The sequence below is a fragment of the Cryobacterium sp. TMT4-31 genome (genome assembly GCF_004403385.1).
GTDB classification, from domain to species: Bacteria; Actinomycetota; Actinomycetes; order Actinomycetales; family Microbacteriaceae; genus Cryobacterium; species Cryobacterium zongtaii.
Window position 1 is genome coordinate 51007 of the sequence record NZ_SOGI01000044.1, and the last position, 15851, is coordinate 66857.

Consider the following 15851-nt stretch of genomic DNA (forward strand, 5'->3'; position numbering starts at 1 on the left):
GGCATAGTGACCTCACACACCGAGGGAGCCCGATGACCGAGTGGCGTATCCGCGACTTTCATACCGACGATCTCGACGGCATCCTGCGCCTGTGGGAGGAGATCACCGCCTCCAGCACCGACCCTGTCTACGCCCTGTCTGAGGTGCTCGCCTCCTGCCAGAAGGACGATGCCGTCGTGGCCGTGCACGGCGACGAGGTGGTCGGCGCCGCGGTCGGCCGGGCCGCCCACGCGCAGGGCTGGATCGTGTTCCTCGCCACCACCAAACCGTGGCAGAGCCACGGCATCGGTTCGGCCCTGCTCGCCGCCCTCGAACGACGGATGGCGCCGCACGGCCTGACCAAGCTCTCCGCGCTGATGCCGGAGACCGCCACCAGGGTCGACGCGTTCCTCAACCGCGGGTTCGAAATCAAGAACCACCTCAGCTACTTCGAGCGCCGCATCCCGGTGCAGGGCCAGTCGATCAGGGCCCTGGCCGACCTCGGCGGGCGCATCCTGCCGAGGGACCTGTGGGCGAGCGTGGGTGGCATGGTGCGCGAGAAGGAACTGCTCGAGCGGCGCCTGGTGATGCCCCTGGCCCGGCCGGAGATGGCCGAACAATACGGCGTTGTGCCGCCCAAGGCCGTGGTGCTCTTCGGCCCGCCCGGCACCGGCAAGACCACCTTCGCCAAGGCCATCGCGTCCAGGCTGGACTGGCCGTTCGTGGAGGTGTTCCCCTCCCGGCTGGCCAGCGACCCGCACGGACTGGCCGGGGCACTGCGGGAGACGTTCCACAAGATCGACGACCTCGACCACGTTGTGGTCTTCATCGACGAGGTCGAGGAGATCGCCGCCCAGCGTGGTGGCGAACCGCCCTCGCCGCTGCAGGGCGTGACCAACGAGCTGCTCAAGCTCATCCCGGCGTTTCGCGAGCGGCCCGGGCGGCTGCTCGTCTGCGCCACCAACTTCATCCGCACCCTCGACTCGGCGTTCCTGCGGCACGGCCGATTCGACTACGTGGTGCCGATCGGGTTGCCGGATGCCGCCGCCCGGCAGGCCATCTGGGAGCGCTACATTCCCCCGGCGGTGGCCGGCACCGTCGACCTCGCGGCCCTCGTCGCGGCCAGCGACGGCTTCTCCCCAGCCGACATCGAATACGCCGCCCGGCGGGCTTCCCAGCAGGCCCTGGAGGATGCCCTCTCCGCGGGCGCCGACGAGTCCGTGCCCGGCGGGCCGGGCACCCAGGACTATCTGGCCGGCATCCGCGGCACCCGCACCACGGTCTCGGCGCAGGTCGCCGCCGAGTTTCTCGAGGACATCGACCGGCTCGCCCGGCTCTGAGCGGGCCGGCTTCTAACCGGCGGTGCTGTTGGCGTCGGCCGACTCCTGCACGAACTCGGTGAGGGTGGCCTCGAGGGTGGCATAGGCGGAGGCGTATGCGGCATCCTCGTCGCCCGCCGCAATGGCCGCGGCCAGGTCGTTGTGCCGATGGGCGGATGCCGGGGTGTACTCGGTGATCGTGAAGCGCTTCTCCTGCTCCCGGGTGCGCAAGAGGGCCGCCACGGTGCTCGCGAAGTGACCCATCACCGCGTTACCCGAGCCCTGCAGGATCAGGGTGTGGAACTCGACGTCGGCCTCGAGGAAACGCCGGCCGTCTTGCGCCTGGTCGGCCTGCACCATGACGGCCGCGGCCCGGGCGACGGCCTCCCGTTCCTCGGGCGCCATCAGTCGGGCGCTCAGCCGTGCGGCCACGGGTTCGATGCCCAGGCGTACCTCGAGCATCTCGCGCATCTGGGCGAAGTAGTCGCCCTGGCCGCGCCACTGGATGATCTGCGGGCTGAACAGGTCCCACGACCGACGGGCGAGCACCTGGGTGCCCACCCGCTGGCGGGGCTCCACCATGCCCACCGACTGCAAGACCCGCAGGGCCTCCCGCAGCACGGAGCGCGACACGGCGAAGCGTTCGCTCAGCGTGTCAAGATTGAGGATGTCGCCCGTCTGGTAGGTGCCGTCGACGATCTCCTGACCGAGCGCGTTCACCACCCGGGCGTGCAATCCCCGGTCCCGCCACGTTTCTTCGGCTATTGCAGTCACTGTCACACCCTCACTCCCCCGACGCGACCTCGTCGCACCGATCTGTTCCAGCCTGCGTCATCGCACTCTGCCCGTACGGTGTTGTTGACCAGATCACCGTCGTTGTGTAACACTTCATAAATCCGATTAATCAGATTAATCAGATTACGTACTTCCTCCTTCACTATGCCGCATCCGGCGACATGAGGGAGACGTGCGTGTTCACCACATGACGAAGGGGTCGCAGGGACGCGGCCTCGGAACGGATTCTCGAGATGAATGTGACCCGCGCGATTCAGGCGGTGGAACCAGTGGTTCCCGCCGGCAGCACCCTTCAACTCATTCTCGCGGCGATCATTGGCGTCGCCGTGATCATCGTCTTGATCACCTGGCTCAAGGTGCACCCGTTCCTGGCCCTCTCCATCGGCGCCGTCGGCGTGGGCGTAGGCGCCGGCATGGCCCCCAACGCCGCGGTCACCAGCTTCGGTGCGGGCTTCGGCTCCACCATGGCCGGCGTGGGCGTGCTCGTGGGCTTCGGCGCCATGTTCGGCAAGCTGCTGGCCGACTCCGGCGGAGCGGACCGCATCGTCGACGCGCTGGTCAGCCGCTCGAGCGTGCGCACCCTGCCGTGGACCATGGCCCTGATCGGTGGCCTCATCGGCCTGCCGATGTTCTTCGAGGTCGGCCTCGTGCTGCTGATCCCCGTGATCATCCTGGTCGCCCGGCGCAGTGGCCAGTCGCTCATCCGCATCGCCATCCCGGCGCTGGCCGGCCTGTCGGTCATGCACGGCCTGGTGCCGCCGCACCCCGGACCGCTCGTGGCCGTCACCACCCTGAACGCCAATCTCGGCCTCACCCTGGCGATCGGCGTGCTCATCGCCATTCCCACGGTGATCATCTCCGGCCCGCTATTCAGCAAGTTCGCTGCCCGCTGGGTCAAGGTACCCGTTCCCGAGATGTTCATCACCGCCGCCGACCAGGGCCTCGAGGAGAACGTTAAGCGCCCGAGCTTCATCGCCACCGTCTCGGGCATCCTGCTGCCGGTAGTGCTGATGCTCGCCCGCTCGATCGCCGACGCCATCAACCCCAACTCCACTGACCCGCTCAACGCCGCCCTGGACTTCCTCGGCACCCCGATGATCGCGCTCGGCATCGCCGTGATCTACGCCATGATCGTGTTCGGTCGCGGCGGCGGCATGGACCGCGCTGCGGTCTCGAAGTCGCTCGCTGACTCGCTTCCCCCGATCGCCGGCATCCTGCTCATCGTCGGCGCCGGCGGTGGGTTCAAGCAGGTACTCATCGACACCGGCATCGGAACCGTCATCGCCGACGCGGTGAACGGGTCGAGCGTTTCGGTGCTGCTGCTGGCCTGGGTCGTCGCCGCGCTGGTGCGCGTTGCCACCGGCTCGGCCACCGTCGCCACGGTCACGGCCGCCGGCATCCTCGCCCCGGTCGCCGCGAGCCTGAGTTCCACCGATGTGTCGCTCATGGTGCTCGCCATCGGCGCCGGTTCGCTGTTCCTCTCGCACGTCAACGACGCGGGCTTCTGGCTGGTCAAGGAGTACCTCGGCACCAGCGTTCCGCAGACCCTGAAGACCTGGACGGTCATGGAGTGCCTTATCTCCGTCACCGGCCTGGCCGGCGTCCTCCTCCTGAACGTCGTGATCTAGCCATGTTCGAGAATCAGCAACCCGTGCTCGTGATCATGGGAATCTCCGGATCCGGCAAGTCCACCGTGGCGGGAATCCTCGCCGGCCAGCTCGGCTGGGACCTCGAAGAGGGCGACGACCTGCACCCGCAGGAGAACATCGACAAGATGTCCTCTGGCGAGCCTCTCAACGATGAAGACCGCGCGCCGTGGCTCGACACGATCTCCTCGTGGATCATCGAGCACTCCATGGCGGGCGTGCCCGGCATCATCACCTGTTCGGCGCTCAAGCGCCGCTACCGCGACGTGCTGCGCGAGCACAACGTGATCTTTGTGCACCTGAGCGGGTCGAAAGACCTGATCGGGCGCCGCCTGGCCACCCGGCACGACCACTACATGCCCACCTCGCTGCTCGACTCGCAGGTGGACGCGCTCGAGCCGCCGGAGCCCGACGAGAACGCGATCACCATCGATGCCGGCCGGAAGCCCGCCGAGGAGGCCGCCGAGATCGTGCGCCGCCTGGGCCTCACGCCGAGCCCCGGTTCGTCGGCCCTGGGCGCCCCCGACCCCGGCCAGTCCTCGGTCGCCCGCTAGTCCAGCGCCACATCAGTGCCCGATTCGGACATCTGCGCCCGGCACACCGGCCGCAAATGTCCGCACCGGGAACAGTTGTCTGCTGGTGCGGGTGCGGTCAGGGTGGATGCGCAGCGCGTCAGGTCAGGTCGGGATGCCCCGCGGGCAGCGCGTGCCGCTGGCCGGCGGCGTGCAGCTTGCGGTTCTTGCTCTCCCAGTCGCCCAGCGCCTGGCGAATCGATCCCAGCGCCCGGGTCTCGGGGCAGGCGGCGGCCGACCTGCCGCATCCGCAGTGCCGTGGGTCGGCGGGCGTCACCCGATGCAGGCTGTCGATCTCCCAGAGCACGGCCATGGCCGCATCCGTTCGGCGCTGGCCGAGCTCGGCCTTGCGCTCGGCGCGCTTGAGCACCTCGGTCTCGAGCAGGCCGCGCAGGCCCGCGTCGGGCCCGCGGTCGAAGCGGCCGGCCACGATGCCGGTGAGGTCGGCGACCTGGGCGGCCAACGCCGCAATCTCGGCGTCCCGCTCGGCGATCGTCGCGGTGGTCGTCGCGTCAAGCTCCTGAAGGGTCTCTTGCTGCGCGGCGAACTGCCCCAGCCACAGTTTGATGTGGTCGGCGTCGCGCTGCTCGGCCTTTTCGGGCCCGAGGTGGCGCAGGCAATGGCCGCACACGACCTGGTCGGTCGCCGAGGTGAAGTGGAACGGCTGCAGCGACTGGCAGCAGAAGCACTGCGCCAGCACGTTCACATACAGCGGATACGAGTGGGCCACGGGCTCTCCAGTGTCGAGGTGCTGACACCGAGCCTAGCCGGGCGATCCCTCTCGCGAGAGCGGTCGAACGGTCACCTCCGCGGCCACACGCAGCCACGCGGCCGCTCTCGCGGCAGGCAAGGCAGGCAGGCACGGCAGGCCCGGCTCAGAGCAGGCCCGCCCGCTGCGCCAACCCGCGCACGTACGCGGCCTGGCCGGCGTGCTGCAGATCGTCGGCGATCACGCTGACCAGCCGCACCGCCAGGGTCACCGGCGGGGTCCAGCGGGTGTCGACGATACGACTGAAATCGTCCTCGTGCAGGGTGGCCAGGTAGCCGAGGGTGCGTTCGTGCACCGCGTCGAAGTAACCCTGCAGCAGGTCAGCACCGGCCCGCACCGCGGCCACCTCGGTCGAACCCTGGCCGTAGCCGGTCGCCGTCGGCGCGAAGGGGAGGTCGAACCGTTTCTGCCAGCCCGCCGACGTCCACAGTTGGGGCTCGCCCATGAGATCGGCCACGTGGTTGTCTTGCACCCGGGTGAGGTGCCAGACCAGCCACGCGATGGTGTTCGCCTCGCGGTCGGCCCGGTACCCCAGCAGCTCGGGGCCGGCTCCGACGAGGGCGGCGTGCACAGCCCCCTGCACACGGCCGAACGCATCCGTGATCAGGTCGGTCGACAGCATCCGGTACCTCCTGTGGGTCGACGACCGGCCCACCCGAGGACCCGTTCACGCGCCACCCTAGCCCGCTGTGGTGATCCGGCAAGTGTCTCGTATCCGAGACACCAAGTCGGCTGAACCCCGTGCGCCGAGGACCGGGCAGGAGTCAGATGGACAACATGCACACCGTCGACACCGTCCTGCCCGCCACCAACATCACCCCGGCCCCCGTCACAGTGGGCACCGGCCCGGTCTCCGTGGCGGATGTCGTGGCCGTCGCCCGCCACGACGCCCCGGTGCTGCTCGGCGATGACGCCCGCGCCGCCGTGGCCGCCAGCCGGGCCACTATCGAGGTGCTCGCCACCGACACGGCGCCGCACTACGGCATCTCCACGGGCTTCGGCGCCCTGGCCACCACCTTCATCGACGCCGCCGATCGCACCCGGCTGCAGCAGAGCCTGGTGCGCTCACACGCGGCCGGCTCCGGCCCCGAGGTGGAACGGGAGACCGTGCGCGCCCTGATGTTGTTGCGCCTGTCCACCCTGCTCACCGGGCGCACCGGCATCCGTCTGTCGACCGCGGAGGCGTATGCAGGCCTGCTCAACGCCGGCATCACCCCGATCGTGCGCGAATACGGCTCGCTCGGCTGCTCGGGCGACCTGGCCCCGCTGGCGCACTGCGCCCTGGCGCTGATGGGCGAGGGCACCGTGCGCGACCGCGCCGGTACTGAGCTGACCGCCGCCGACGCCCTGGCCGCCGCCGGCCTCGAGCCGGTGCTCCTGGCCGAGAAGGAGGGCCTGGCCCTGATCAACGGCACGGATGGCATGCTCGGCCAGCTCAGCCTGGCTCTGCACGACCTGCAGACCCTGTTCTCCACCGCCGACGTGGCCGCCGCGATGAGCATCGAGGCCCTGCTCGGCTCCGACGCCGTCTTCGCCGCCGACCTCGCCGGCCTCCGCCCACAGCTGGGCCAGCAGGCCTCCGCCGAGAACCTCCGCCACCTGCTCGCCGGCTCGCCGATCGTGGCCAGCCACCAGACTCCGGAGTGCACCCGGGTGCAGGACGCGTACTCGCTGCGCTGCGCCCCGCAGGTGCACGGCGCCGCCCGGGACACCGTTGAGCACGCGGGCCGCATCGCCGACCGCGAACTGGCCTCAGCGATCGACAACCCCGTCGTCACTCTCGACGGCCGTGTCGAGTCCAACGGCAACTTCCACGGCGCCCCGGTCGCCTACGTGCTCGACTTCCTCGCCATCGCCGTCGCGGACGTGGCGAGCATGTCCGAGCGCCGCACCGACCGGATGCTCGATCCGGCCCGCAACAACGGTCTCCCGGCCTTCCTCGCCCACGACGTGGGGGTCGACTCCGGCCTGATGATCGCCCAGTACACCGCCGCCGGCATCGTCTCCGAGCTCAAGCGCCTCGCCGTGCCGGCCTCGGTCGACTCGATCCCCTCCTCGGCCATGCAGGAGGACCACGTATCCATGGGCTGGCACGCCGCCCGCAAGCTCCGCACCGGCATCGACGGCCTCGCCCGGGTGCTCGGCATCGAGATCATGACCGCGAGCCGCGCCCTCGACCTGCGCGCGCCGCTGAAGCCCGGGCCCGCGACCGGTGCCGTGCTGGCCGAGGTGCGCCGGGGCGTTGCCGGCCCCGGCCCCGACCGGTTCCTCTCCCCCGAAATCGAGTCGGTCGCCGCATCCGCACGCAGCGGCGCCCTACTCGACGCCGCCCAGACCATGACCGGCTCGCTGTACTAACCGCATCCGCACGCTCAGCTCTCGAGAAAGCAGACCCGCTCATGACCGACCTGACCGACAGCACGGCGCCAGCAGCCGCGGATGCGCCGCCCACCGACCCGCACGCCCCGCGCGTCGTGCGCGCCGCCCGCGGCAACACCCTCACCGCCAAGAGCTGGCAGACCGAGGGCCCGCTGCGGATGCTGATGAACAACCTCGACCCCGAGGTCGCCGAGCACCCGGAGAAGCTGGTGGTCTACGGCGGCACCGGCAAGGCTGCCCGCAACTGGGCGGCGTATGACGCCATCGTGCGCACCCTCACCACGCTGGAGAAGGATGAGACCCTGCTCGTGCAGTCGGGCAAGCCGGTGGGCGTGTTCCGTACCCACGAGTGGGCGCCCCGGGTGCTGATCGCCAACTCCAACCTCGTCGGCGATTGGGCCACCTGGCCGGAGTTCCGCAGGCTCGAGGCCCTGGGCCTCACCATGTACGGCCAGATGACCGCCGGATCCTGGATCTACATCGGCACCCAGGGCATCCTGCAGGGCACTTACGAGACCTTCGCCGCCGTGGCCGCCACGAGGTTCAACGGCACCCTGGCCGGCACCCTCACCCTCACCGGCGGCGCCGGCGGCATGGGCGGCGCCCAGCCGATGGCGGTCACCCTCAACGAGGGCGTCGTGCTCATCGTCGACGTCGACCCGTCCCGGCTCGAGCGCCGGGTCGAGCGCGGCTACCTCGACGAGATGACCGACGACATCGACGACGCCATCGCCCGGGTGCTGGCGGCGAAGGCCGATCGCCGGCCACTGTCGGTGGGCCTGGTCGGCAACGCCGCCACGGTGTTCGCCGAGCTCCGCGCCCGCGAGGTAGCCATCGATATCGTCACCGACCAGACCAGCGCACACGACCCGCTCGCGTATCTGCCCGAGGGCGTCAGCGTCGCCGACTGGCACGCCTACGCCGCCGACAAACCCGAAGAGTTCACCGACCGGGCCCGCGCCGCGATGGCCAAGCAGGTGCAGGCGATGGTCGATTTTCAGGATGCCGGAGCCGAGGTCTTCGACTATGGCAACTCCATCCGCGCCGAGGCGCTGCTCGGTGGCTGCGAGCGGGCGTTCGAGTTCCCCGGCTTCGTGCCCGCCTACATCCGGCCGCTCTTCGCCGAGGGCAAGGGCCCGTTCCGCTGGGCCGCGCTCTCCGGCGACCCGGCCGACATCGCGGCCACCGACAAGGCGATCGTGGACCTGTTTCCGCACGACGAGCACCTGCGCCGCTGGATCACCGCCGCCGGCGAGAAGGTGCGCTTCGAGGGCCTGCCCGCCCGCATCTGTTGGCTCGGCTACCAGGAACGCCACCTGGCCGGCCTCAAGTTCAATCAGATGGTCGCCTCCGGCGAACTCTCCGCCCCGATCGTGATCGGCCGTGATCACCTCGATTCCGGCTCGGTCGCCTCGCCCTACCGGGAGACCGAGGCCATGAAAGACGGGTCAGACGCCATCGCCGATTGGCCGCTGCTGAACGCCCTGCTGAACACCGCGTCCGGCGCCACCTGGGTCTCGATCCACCACGGCGGCGGGGTCGGCATCGGCCGCAGCATCCACGCCGGCCAGGTGATCGTGGCCGACGGCACCCCGCTGGCCGCCGAGAAGATCGAACGGGTACTCACCAACGACCCGGGCACCGGCGTCATGCGCCACGTCGACGCCGGCTACGAACGCGCCGAAGAGGTGGCCCGCGAACGCGGCCTGCGGGTGCCGATGTGGGAGACGGATGCACCCGCCGGCTCGGTCGCGGATGCGCCGCATGCCTGACCTCATCGCGCACGGCCTGCTGGCCGGCCTCGACGAGATCGCCGACACCGGCAGGGACCGGCGTGCCGCCGGCTACTCCCGGCACCTCTGGGAGCCGGCCGAACACGAGCTGCGGGCCTGGTTCACCGAACGTGCCGAGCGGCTCGGGCTGGCTGTGGAGACAGACCGCAACGGCAACACCTGGGCGTGGTGGGGCGAACCTGGCGCGGATGCCGTGGTGGTCGGCAGCCACCTCGACTCGGTGCCCGGCGGCGGCGCCTACGACGGCCCGCTCGGCGTGGTCTCCGCCCTCGACGCCGTCGCCCGACTGCAGGCCGCCGGTTTCGTGCCGAGCCGGCCCTGCGCCGTGCTGGTGTTCGCCGAGGAGGAGGGCTCGAGATTCGGGGTGGCCTGCCTCGGTTCCCGGCTGCTCTCCGGCGCGATCGACGCCGATACGGCCCGTGCCCTGACCGATCGGGCGGGAATCACCCTCGCCGAGGCGGCGAAAACGGCCGGGCTCAACCCTGCACACCTGGGCCGAGACCAGGCCGCCCTCGACCGCATCGGTATATTCCTGGAACTGCATGTGGAGCAGGGCCGGCGCCTGATCGACCTCGGTGAACCCGTCGCGGTGGCCTCCTCCATCCTCGCCCACGGGCGCTGGCGGCTGAGTTTCACCGGCCAGGGCAACCATGCCGGCGCCACCCCGATGACCGGCCGCCGCGACCCCATGGTGGCCGCGGCACACGCCATCGTCGCGGTGCAGCAGGCCGCCCTGGCCAACCCGGGGGCCCGAGCCACCGTCGGCCGCATCGAGGCGATACCCGGCGGCACCAACGTGATCCCCTCCGTCGTCACCGCCTGGCTGGACGCCCGCGCGGACACCGACGACCAGGCCCGCGCCGTGGTCGCCGACATCACCGCCCGGCTGCAGGCCCCGCACTCCGGCTGCGCCGCGACCGTGGTCGAGGAGTCCTGGACCGGCACCGTCACCTTCGACCCGGAGCTGGCCGCCCGCCTGGCCCTCGCGCTCGGCGGCGTGCCCGCGCTGGCCACGGGAGCCGGCCACGACGCCGGAGTGCTCGCCGCCCGGCTGCCCACCGCGATGCTGTTCGTGCGCAACCCCACCGGCATCTCGCACTCCCCCGAGGAATTCGCCACCCTGGCGGATTGCCTCGCCGGCGTCGAAGCCCTAGACACCCTGCTGCGGGAGCTGCTGTGACCCCGCCCCCGGCGAGCAGCCCGCTGCCGAGAGTCGCCACCTACTGGTGCGAGGCGCTGCTGGTCGACGGCGTCGCGGTCGCCGGCGTGCGCCTGTCCGCCGGCATCGACGGGCGCCTGACCGACCGCGCCGATGGTGTTCCGGTCGAGCCCGGCGACATCCGCCTCGGCACTGTTCTGCCCGGCCTGGCCAACGCGCACTCGCACGCCTTCCACCGGGCACTCCGCGGCCGCACCCACGACCAGGGCGGCGATTTCTGGCACTGGCGTGAGTCCATGTACGCCATGGCGCAGGCACTCACCCCCGAGCGCTATCTGCGACTGGCGCGGGCCGTTTTCGCCGAGATGCTGGTCAGCGGCTACACCGCCGTCGGCGAATTCCACTACCTGCACCACCAGTCGGGCGGCGCGCCGTACCCGCAGGCCCACGCCATGGAGCTCGCGCTGGCGACCGCGGCCCGCGAGGTGGGCATCCGCTTGGTGCTGCTGGACACCAGCTACCTGGCCGGCGGTATCCATACCCCGTTGCGGCCCGAGCAACGCGCCTTCGGCGACGGTTCGGCCGCCGGCTGGCTGGCCCGCTGGGCGCGTCTGCGCGAGACTCTCGACGCGGATGCCGCCGCCCGGCCGGCCGAACCGGCCCTGGTCAGCCTCGGTGCCGCGCTGCACTCCGTGCGGGCGGTCCCGACGGAGGCCATGCGCGAGATCCTCGCCGGGTTGCCGGCCGACGTTCCGCTGCACATCCACCTCTCCGAACAGGTGCAAGAGAACGCTGACTGCCTGGCCGCCTACGGGGTCACGCCGACCGGACTGCTCGACGGCCTCGGCGCGCTCACACCACGGTTGAGCGTGGTGCACGCCACCCACCTCAGCGACGACGACGTGCGCCTACTCGGCACCAACGGTGTCACCGTATCGATGTGCCCGAGCACCGAGGCCGACCTCGGCGACGGCATCGGTTCGGCCCGGGCCCTGGCCGACGCGGGCTCACCGGTCGCCCTGGGCTCCGACCAGAACGCCGTGATCGACCCGTTCCTGGAGCTGCGCGGCCTGGAGATGGGCGAACGCCTGGCCTCCGGTTGTCGCGGCCGGTTCACCCCGGCGGAGCTGCTGCAGGCCGCCGGCACCGACGGTTACGCCGCCCTCGGCCTCGGTCGGGCGCGCCTGGTCCCGGGTGACCCGGCCGACCTGGTCGAGGTCGATGCGCGCAGCATCCGCACCGTCGGTGCCCGGCTCGACCAGCTCGTGCTCGCCGCCACGGCGAGCGACGTGCGGCGGGTGATCGTGGCCGGCCGCATCGTCGCCGACAGTGGCCGCTTGGTGGGCACCGCCGCGGCCGCCCTCGCCCTCGACGGGTCGCCCGCGGCGCTCCTCGGCGAGGTGCTCGACGCCCTCGATCCCTTCGACGCCCTCAGCTCCCCCGACACAGGCAGCTTCCCCGCCGCCCCGAGCCCCGCATGACCACCCGCGCCCGGCTCTTCTGTGCCCCATGCGGACAATTGTTACCGGCGCACCGGCCACAATTGTCCGGAACAGGAACAGTTGCATCGGGCCGGATGCCCGGGCCGCGGTCCGCCGAGAAACCCCGCCTCGCTCAGCCCGACCCGACTCCCACCGTTCTACACCCGACCGGAAGGCCCGACGATGACCGCCGAACTGATCACCGGGATCGCAGAGCTCACCACCCAAGCCGCCGAGTCCAGCCAAGACAGTCATGACGACAACAGGCTGGCGGATGCCGCGCTCGTGATCGAGAACGGCCGCATCGCCTGGATCGGGCCGGCCGCCGACGCGCCCGCCGCCGACAGTGAGGTGAATGTGCACGGCCGGGCGGTGCTCCCCGGTTGGGTCGACACCCACACCCACCTGGTTTTCGCCGGTGACCGGGCTGCCGAGTTCGAGGCCCGCATGGCCGGGCAGAGATATGCAGCCGGCGGCATTGCCACCACGGTGGCCGCCACCCGGGCGGCGAGCGAGGCCGATCTGGTCGCCAATGCCCGCCGCCTCCGCCGGGAGGCCGCTGCCTCGGGCACCACCTTCCTGGAGACCAAGACCGGCTACGGCCTCGACCTGGCCAGCGAACTCCGCGGGGCCAGGGCGGCGGCCGAGGTCGCCGACGTCGTCACCTTCCTCGGCGCCCACCTGGTGCCGCCGGGCATCGACCGGCGCGACTACCTCGACCTGGTGACCGGTCCGATGCTTCAGGCGGTGGCCCCGCACGTCGACTTCATCGACGCGTTCTGCGAGACCGGGGCGTTCGACGTCGACGAGTGCCGCGAGGTGCTGCTCGCCGGCCGGGCCGCCGGGTTGGGCCTCCGCCTGCACGGCAACCAGCTCGGCGCCGGCGGTGGCGTGCGGGTCGCCGTGGAGCTCGGCTGCGCCAGCGTGGACCACTGCAACCACCTCGACGACGCCGACATCGACGCCCTGGCCGGCTCCGACACCGTGGCCACCCTGCTTCCGGCCTGCGACCTGTCCACCCGGCAGCCGTTCCCGCCCGCCCGACGGCTGCTCGATGCGGGCGCGCACATCGCACTGGCCAGCAACTGCAACCCGGGCACCTCGTACACCACGTCGATGCCGTTCTGCGTGGCCACGGCGGTGCTGCAGATGGGCCTGACCGTGCGCGAGGCGGTGTGGGCGGCCACCCGCGGCGCGGCGCGGGCGGTCGGCCGTGAGCACGGGCCGGATGCCGTGGGCTCGCTCCGCATCGGCGGCCGCGCCGATCTGCAGGTGCTGGATGCCCCGTCGGTGGCACATCTGGCCTACCGGCCGGGGGTACCGCTCTGCGTCGCCACCTGGACCGAGGGTGTGCGCGCCCACCCCCGCGTAAGCCGTGACTTGAGCACCTGAAACCGGGAGTCTTGGTGATTAAGTCACAGTTCGCGAGTTAGGAGACCGGCCAGCCGTGCCGGGCGAGGGCCTCCCGGGCCAACGCGCGCGCCGAGTACGGTGTGCGCACGCCTCGAATATCGCGGTAGTCCTGGTGGCCGGGTCCGGCCCAGAGGATGGCATCGCCGTCCCTGGCCAGGTCGACCGCGTAGTCGATCGCGGCCTCCGGCGGTGAGACCTCCACGATCTGCTTGGTGGGGAAGGCTTCCCTGGCGGCGTCCACGAGCATCCGTCGGATGCTGGCCGGGTCTTCGAAGCGGGGGTGATGGTCGGTGATGACCACGATGTCGGAGCCGGCCGCCGCGACGCGCGCCATTTCGGGGCGCTTGACCGGGTCCCGGTCGCCGTCGGCGCCGAAGAGCATGATGACCCGGCCCGTGGTGACGGCCTTGACCGCACGCAGGGTCTTCTCGAACGCGTCGGAGCTGTGGCCGAAGTCCACGTAGACGCGCGGGCCGGTCGGACCGGACACGCTCTCGGTGCGGCCGGGGATGTACACCTCGATGCCGTCCTGCAGCGCCGCCTGTACCCGGGCGGCGTCGTAGCCGGCCTCGACGATCATCGCCACGGCCAGCCCGGCGTCCGCGACGAGGTGGTCGCCCAGCAGCGCGACCGTCGTTTCGACGAACTCGCCGGCCCGGTTCTGCACCCGGAACCGGGTGGCCTCCGGCAGGGCCTCGAGGATCTCCAGGCGCCAATCCGGGTCGGTCTTGGCATCCGCCGAGATCGAGGTCACCGGGATCTTCGGCTCGGACAGCAGCTTGAGGCCCCAGGGGGTCTCCATGCTCACGACGCCTCTGCGGGCGCGGTCCGGCCGGAACAGAAGCTCCTTGGCGTCGAAGTAGTTCTCCATGGTGCCGTAGTCGTCGAGGTGGTCGATCGAGAGGTTGGTGAAGCCGGCGACGTCGAAGACGATGCCGTCGACCCTGCCGTGGGTCAGGCCCTGGGCGCTGACTTCGAGCACCACGGCCTCCACCTGCTTTTCCTTCATGCGGGCGAGGAGAGCGTGCACGTCGGTGGCCTCTGGGGTGGTGAGCCTGGAGACGAAGACCTCGCCCGCGATGTGGCGTTCGGCCGTGGTGGACAGGCCGGTGACCAGGCCCATCTGGCGCAGCACGGCCTCGAGCACGTAGGCGGTGGTGGTCTTGCCGTTGGTTCCGGTGATGCCGAAGATCGTGGGGGCGCTGTCGGCGGTGCCGTAGATGAAGGCGCTGAGGTCGCCCAGGCGACCGCGCAGGTTGTCGCTCACGAGAACGGGCACGCCGGCGGCACGCGCCTCGGCCTCGCCGTCTGCATCGGTGAGCACGGCGACCGCGCCGGCCTGCACCGCGCCGTCGGTGTACGCGGCGCCGTGGCCGTTCTTGCCGGGCAGGGCCACAAAAAGGTCGCCCGGCTGCACCGACTGGGTGGAGAGGGCGATGCCCGTCACGATTGTGCCCGCGTCGGCCGGGGCGCACGAGGTGTCGGCCCGAACGGCAACATCCGCCAAGCGAACCCGCGGCGGGCTGCTCGGTCTAACGACGGGTGGGGTACTTTCGATTGCCAAAACAGGTGCCTCCGGATTCACCCCCCGAATGAGGGCAGAATATTACCGTAGGCTCCCGTTCTGCAAGTGACCTGCGATAGCGGCCCGTTCTGGCACACTCATGTCAATTGCATAGAAAGCGGCGCAGCGCGGGCCCGTCTCGGGTTGCCCCGCGCCCTCAGCTCAGGATGTCCTTGGTGGCGAATCGGCCGTAGGCGAGCGCCCCGAAGACCAGCAGATAGCCGCCCTGCAGCAACGCGTTGGCGCCGAACGAGGTGAAATCGATCGGTTGCCGCAGCAGGTCGGCGAAGTCGAGCCAGTAGTGGCTGAACAGCCACGGATGCAGCCAGTCCAGTTGCGGCAGAGAGTCGAGCACTTGCGCCACGACCGAGAGCACGATGGTGGCGGCCATCGCCCCGACGGGCACCACGGTGAGGGTGGAGAGGAACAGCCCGATGGCCGAGAGGCCGAGCAGTGAGACCGTGACGTAGCCGGCGATGAGCACGGCCCGCAGGAATGACTCGGCCAGGCTGATGGTGTCTCCGGAGAGCAGGGTCAGCGGGCCGACCGGGAACAGTGCCAGCCCGGCGAGCACCCCGGCGGTGACGACGGTGAGCGTTGCCGCGAGGCAGAACACCGCGGCGCCGATGTACTTCACCACGAGCAACCAGACCCGTCCGGCCGGGGCCGCGAGCAGGTAGCGCAGGGTGCCCAGGCCGGCCTCGCCAGCGATGGTGTCGCCCGCGACGACGCCCACGGTGAGCGGCAGGAACAGCGGGATCGACACGATGAGTCCGGTCACGGCGACGAACAGGCCGTTCTGGGTGACCTGGTCGAGGAACGGCGGACCGCGGCCGGGGGTCGGCTCCTGCGAGGAGAGCCGCACGGCGACGGCTATGAGCACCGGCACCGCGGCCAACGCGAGCAGCAGCGCCCAGGTGCGGCGGCGGCGGAAGAGCACCGTCAGTTCGGAGACCAGCAGCGCCCAGGCGCCGCCGGGTCG

At 70.9% G+C, this 15851-nt stretch carries 13 protein-coding genes; 8 read left to right on the top strand and 5 right to left on the bottom strand.

Going from position 1 to position 15851, the window contains the following annotated elements; all coding sequences use genetic code 11:
• The first annotated feature begins 32 nt into the window (after window positions 1-32).
• Window positions 33-1319 (top strand): ATP-binding protein, encoded by a 1287-nt coding sequence (locus tag E3T19_RS10775; RefSeq protein ID WP_088454828.1) that lies wholly within the window; start codon window positions 33-35, stop codon window positions 1317-1319.
• Window positions 1320-1331: 12 nt separating this feature from the next.
• Here E3T19_RS10775 and E3T19_RS10780 read toward each other — a convergent pair whose 3' ends face one another.
• Window positions 1332-2072: a FadR/GntR family transcriptional regulator gene (locus E3T19_RS10780; protein WP_134408788.1), complete on the bottom strand. Its 741-nt coding sequence runs from the start codon at window positions 2070-2072 to the stop codon at window positions 1332-1334.
• Between the two features lie 254 nt (window positions 2073-2326).
• Here E3T19_RS10780 and E3T19_RS10785 point away from each other — a divergent pair, with 254 nt between their 5' ends.
• Window positions 2327-3721: a GntP family permease gene (locus E3T19_RS10785; RefSeq protein ID WP_088454826.1), complete on the top strand. Its 1395-nt coding sequence runs from the start codon at window positions 2327-2329 to the stop codon at window positions 3719-3721.
• 2 nt (window positions 3722-3723) lie between these two features.
• The gene (locus E3T19_RS10790; RefSeq protein WP_088454825.1) at window positions 3724-4293 is read left to right on the top strand and encodes a gluconokinase; all 570 of its coding nucleotides are present in this window, start codon (window positions 3724-3726) and stop codon (window positions 4291-4293) included.
• Between the two features lie 118 nt (window positions 4294-4411).
• On the opposite strand, the gene E3T19_RS10795 is transcribed toward E3T19_RS10790, so the two are convergent.
• Together E3T19_RS10795 and E3T19_RS10800 are read right to left on the bottom strand one after the other, a co-directional pair.
• Window positions 4412-5041, bottom strand: coding sequence for a hypothetical protein (locus tag E3T19_RS10795; protein ID WP_088454823.1), 630 nt, complete (start codon window positions 5039-5041; stop codon window positions 4412-4414).
• 145 nt (window positions 5042-5186) lie between these two features.
• Entirely contained in the window at window positions 5187-5702 is a 516-nt protein-coding gene (locus E3T19_RS10800) for a DUF664 domain-containing protein (protein WP_134408789.1), read from the bottom strand.
• A gap of 146 nt (window positions 5703-5848) precedes the next feature.
• Here E3T19_RS10800 and hutH point away from each other — a divergent pair, with 146 nt between their 5' ends.
• The 5 genes from hutH (at window position 5849) to hutI (ending at window position 13284) form a co-directional block, all read left to right on the top strand.
• On the top strand, window positions 5849-7438 hold the full coding sequence (gene hutH / locus E3T19_RS10805; RefSeq protein ID WP_241980165.1) for a histidine ammonia-lyase: 1590 nt from the start codon (window positions 5849-5851) through the stop codon (window positions 7436-7438).
• A 41-nt stretch (window positions 7439-7479) separates the two neighbouring features.
• Window positions 7480-9231, top strand: coding sequence for a urocanate hydratase (hutU, locus tag E3T19_RS10810; protein ID WP_134408790.1), 1752 nt, complete (start codon window positions 7480-7482; stop codon window positions 9229-9231).
• Complete coding sequence (locus E3T19_RS10815; RefSeq protein WP_134408791.1) at window positions 9224-10432, top strand: allantoate amidohydrolase; 1209 nt, start codon at window positions 9224-9226, stop codon at window positions 10430-10432. Before hutU ends, E3T19_RS10815 begins: the two co-directional genes overlap by 8 nt.
• Window positions 10429-11892: a formimidoylglutamate deiminase gene (locus tag E3T19_RS10820; RefSeq protein ID WP_241980169.1), complete on the top strand. Its 1464-nt coding sequence runs from the start codon at window positions 10429-10431 to the stop codon at window positions 11890-11892. The genes E3T19_RS10815 and E3T19_RS10820 overlap by 4 nt, the downstream gene beginning before the upstream one ends.
• A gap of 183 nt (window positions 11893-12075) precedes the next feature.
• Complete coding sequence (hutI, locus tag E3T19_RS10825) at window positions 12076-13284, top strand: imidazolonepropionase (RefSeq protein ID WP_088454819.1); 1209 nt, start codon at window positions 12076-12078, stop codon at window positions 13282-13284.
• Between the two features lie 37 nt (window positions 13285-13321).
• Here the strand turns inward: hutI and E3T19_RS10830 are convergent, their stop codons facing one another.
• Window positions 13322-14752: a Mur ligase family protein gene (locus E3T19_RS10830; protein ID WP_240632317.1), complete on the bottom strand. Its 1431-nt coding sequence runs from the start codon at window positions 14750-14752 to the stop codon at window positions 13322-13324.
• A gap of 274 nt (window positions 14753-15026) precedes the next feature.
• Window positions 15027-15830, bottom strand: coding sequence for an ABC transporter permease (locus E3T19_RS10835; protein ID WP_241980178.1), 804 nt, complete (start codon window positions 15828-15830; stop codon window positions 15027-15029).
• Window positions 15831-15851 lie beyond the last annotated feature (21 nt).

Excerpts from the sequence above, each read along its gene's own strand:
- E3T19_RS10775 (WP_088454828.1), top strand. The coding sequence starts at position 33 with ATGACCGAGTGGCGTATCCGCGACTTTCATACCGACGATCTCGACGGC.
- E3T19_RS10785 (WP_088454826.1), top strand. The coding sequence starts at position 2,327 with ATGAATGTGACCCGCGCGATTCAGGCGGTGGAACCAGTGGTTCCCGCC.
- E3T19_RS10790 (WP_088454825.1), top strand. The coding sequence starts at position 3,724 with ATGTTCGAGAATCAGCAACCCGTGCTCGTGATCATGGGAATCTCCGGA.
- E3T19_RS10800 (WP_134408789.1), bottom strand. The coding sequence starts at position 5,702 with ATGCTGTCGACCGACCTGATCACGGATGCGTTCGGCCGTGTGCAGGGG.
- hutH (WP_241980165.1), top strand. The coding sequence starts at position 5,849 with ATGGACAACATGCACACCGTCGACACCGTCCTGCCCGCCACCAACATC.
- hutU (WP_134408790.1), top strand. The coding sequence starts at position 7,480 with ATGACCGACCTGACCGACAGCACGGCGCCAGCAGCCGCGGATGCGCCG.
- E3T19_RS10815 (WP_134408791.1), top strand. The coding sequence starts at position 9,224 with ATGCCTGACCTCATCGCGCACGGCCTGCTGGCCGGCCTCGACGAGATC.
- hutI (WP_088454819.1), top strand. The coding sequence starts at position 12,076 with ATGACCGCCGAACTGATCACCGGGATCGCAGAGCTCACCACCCAAGCC.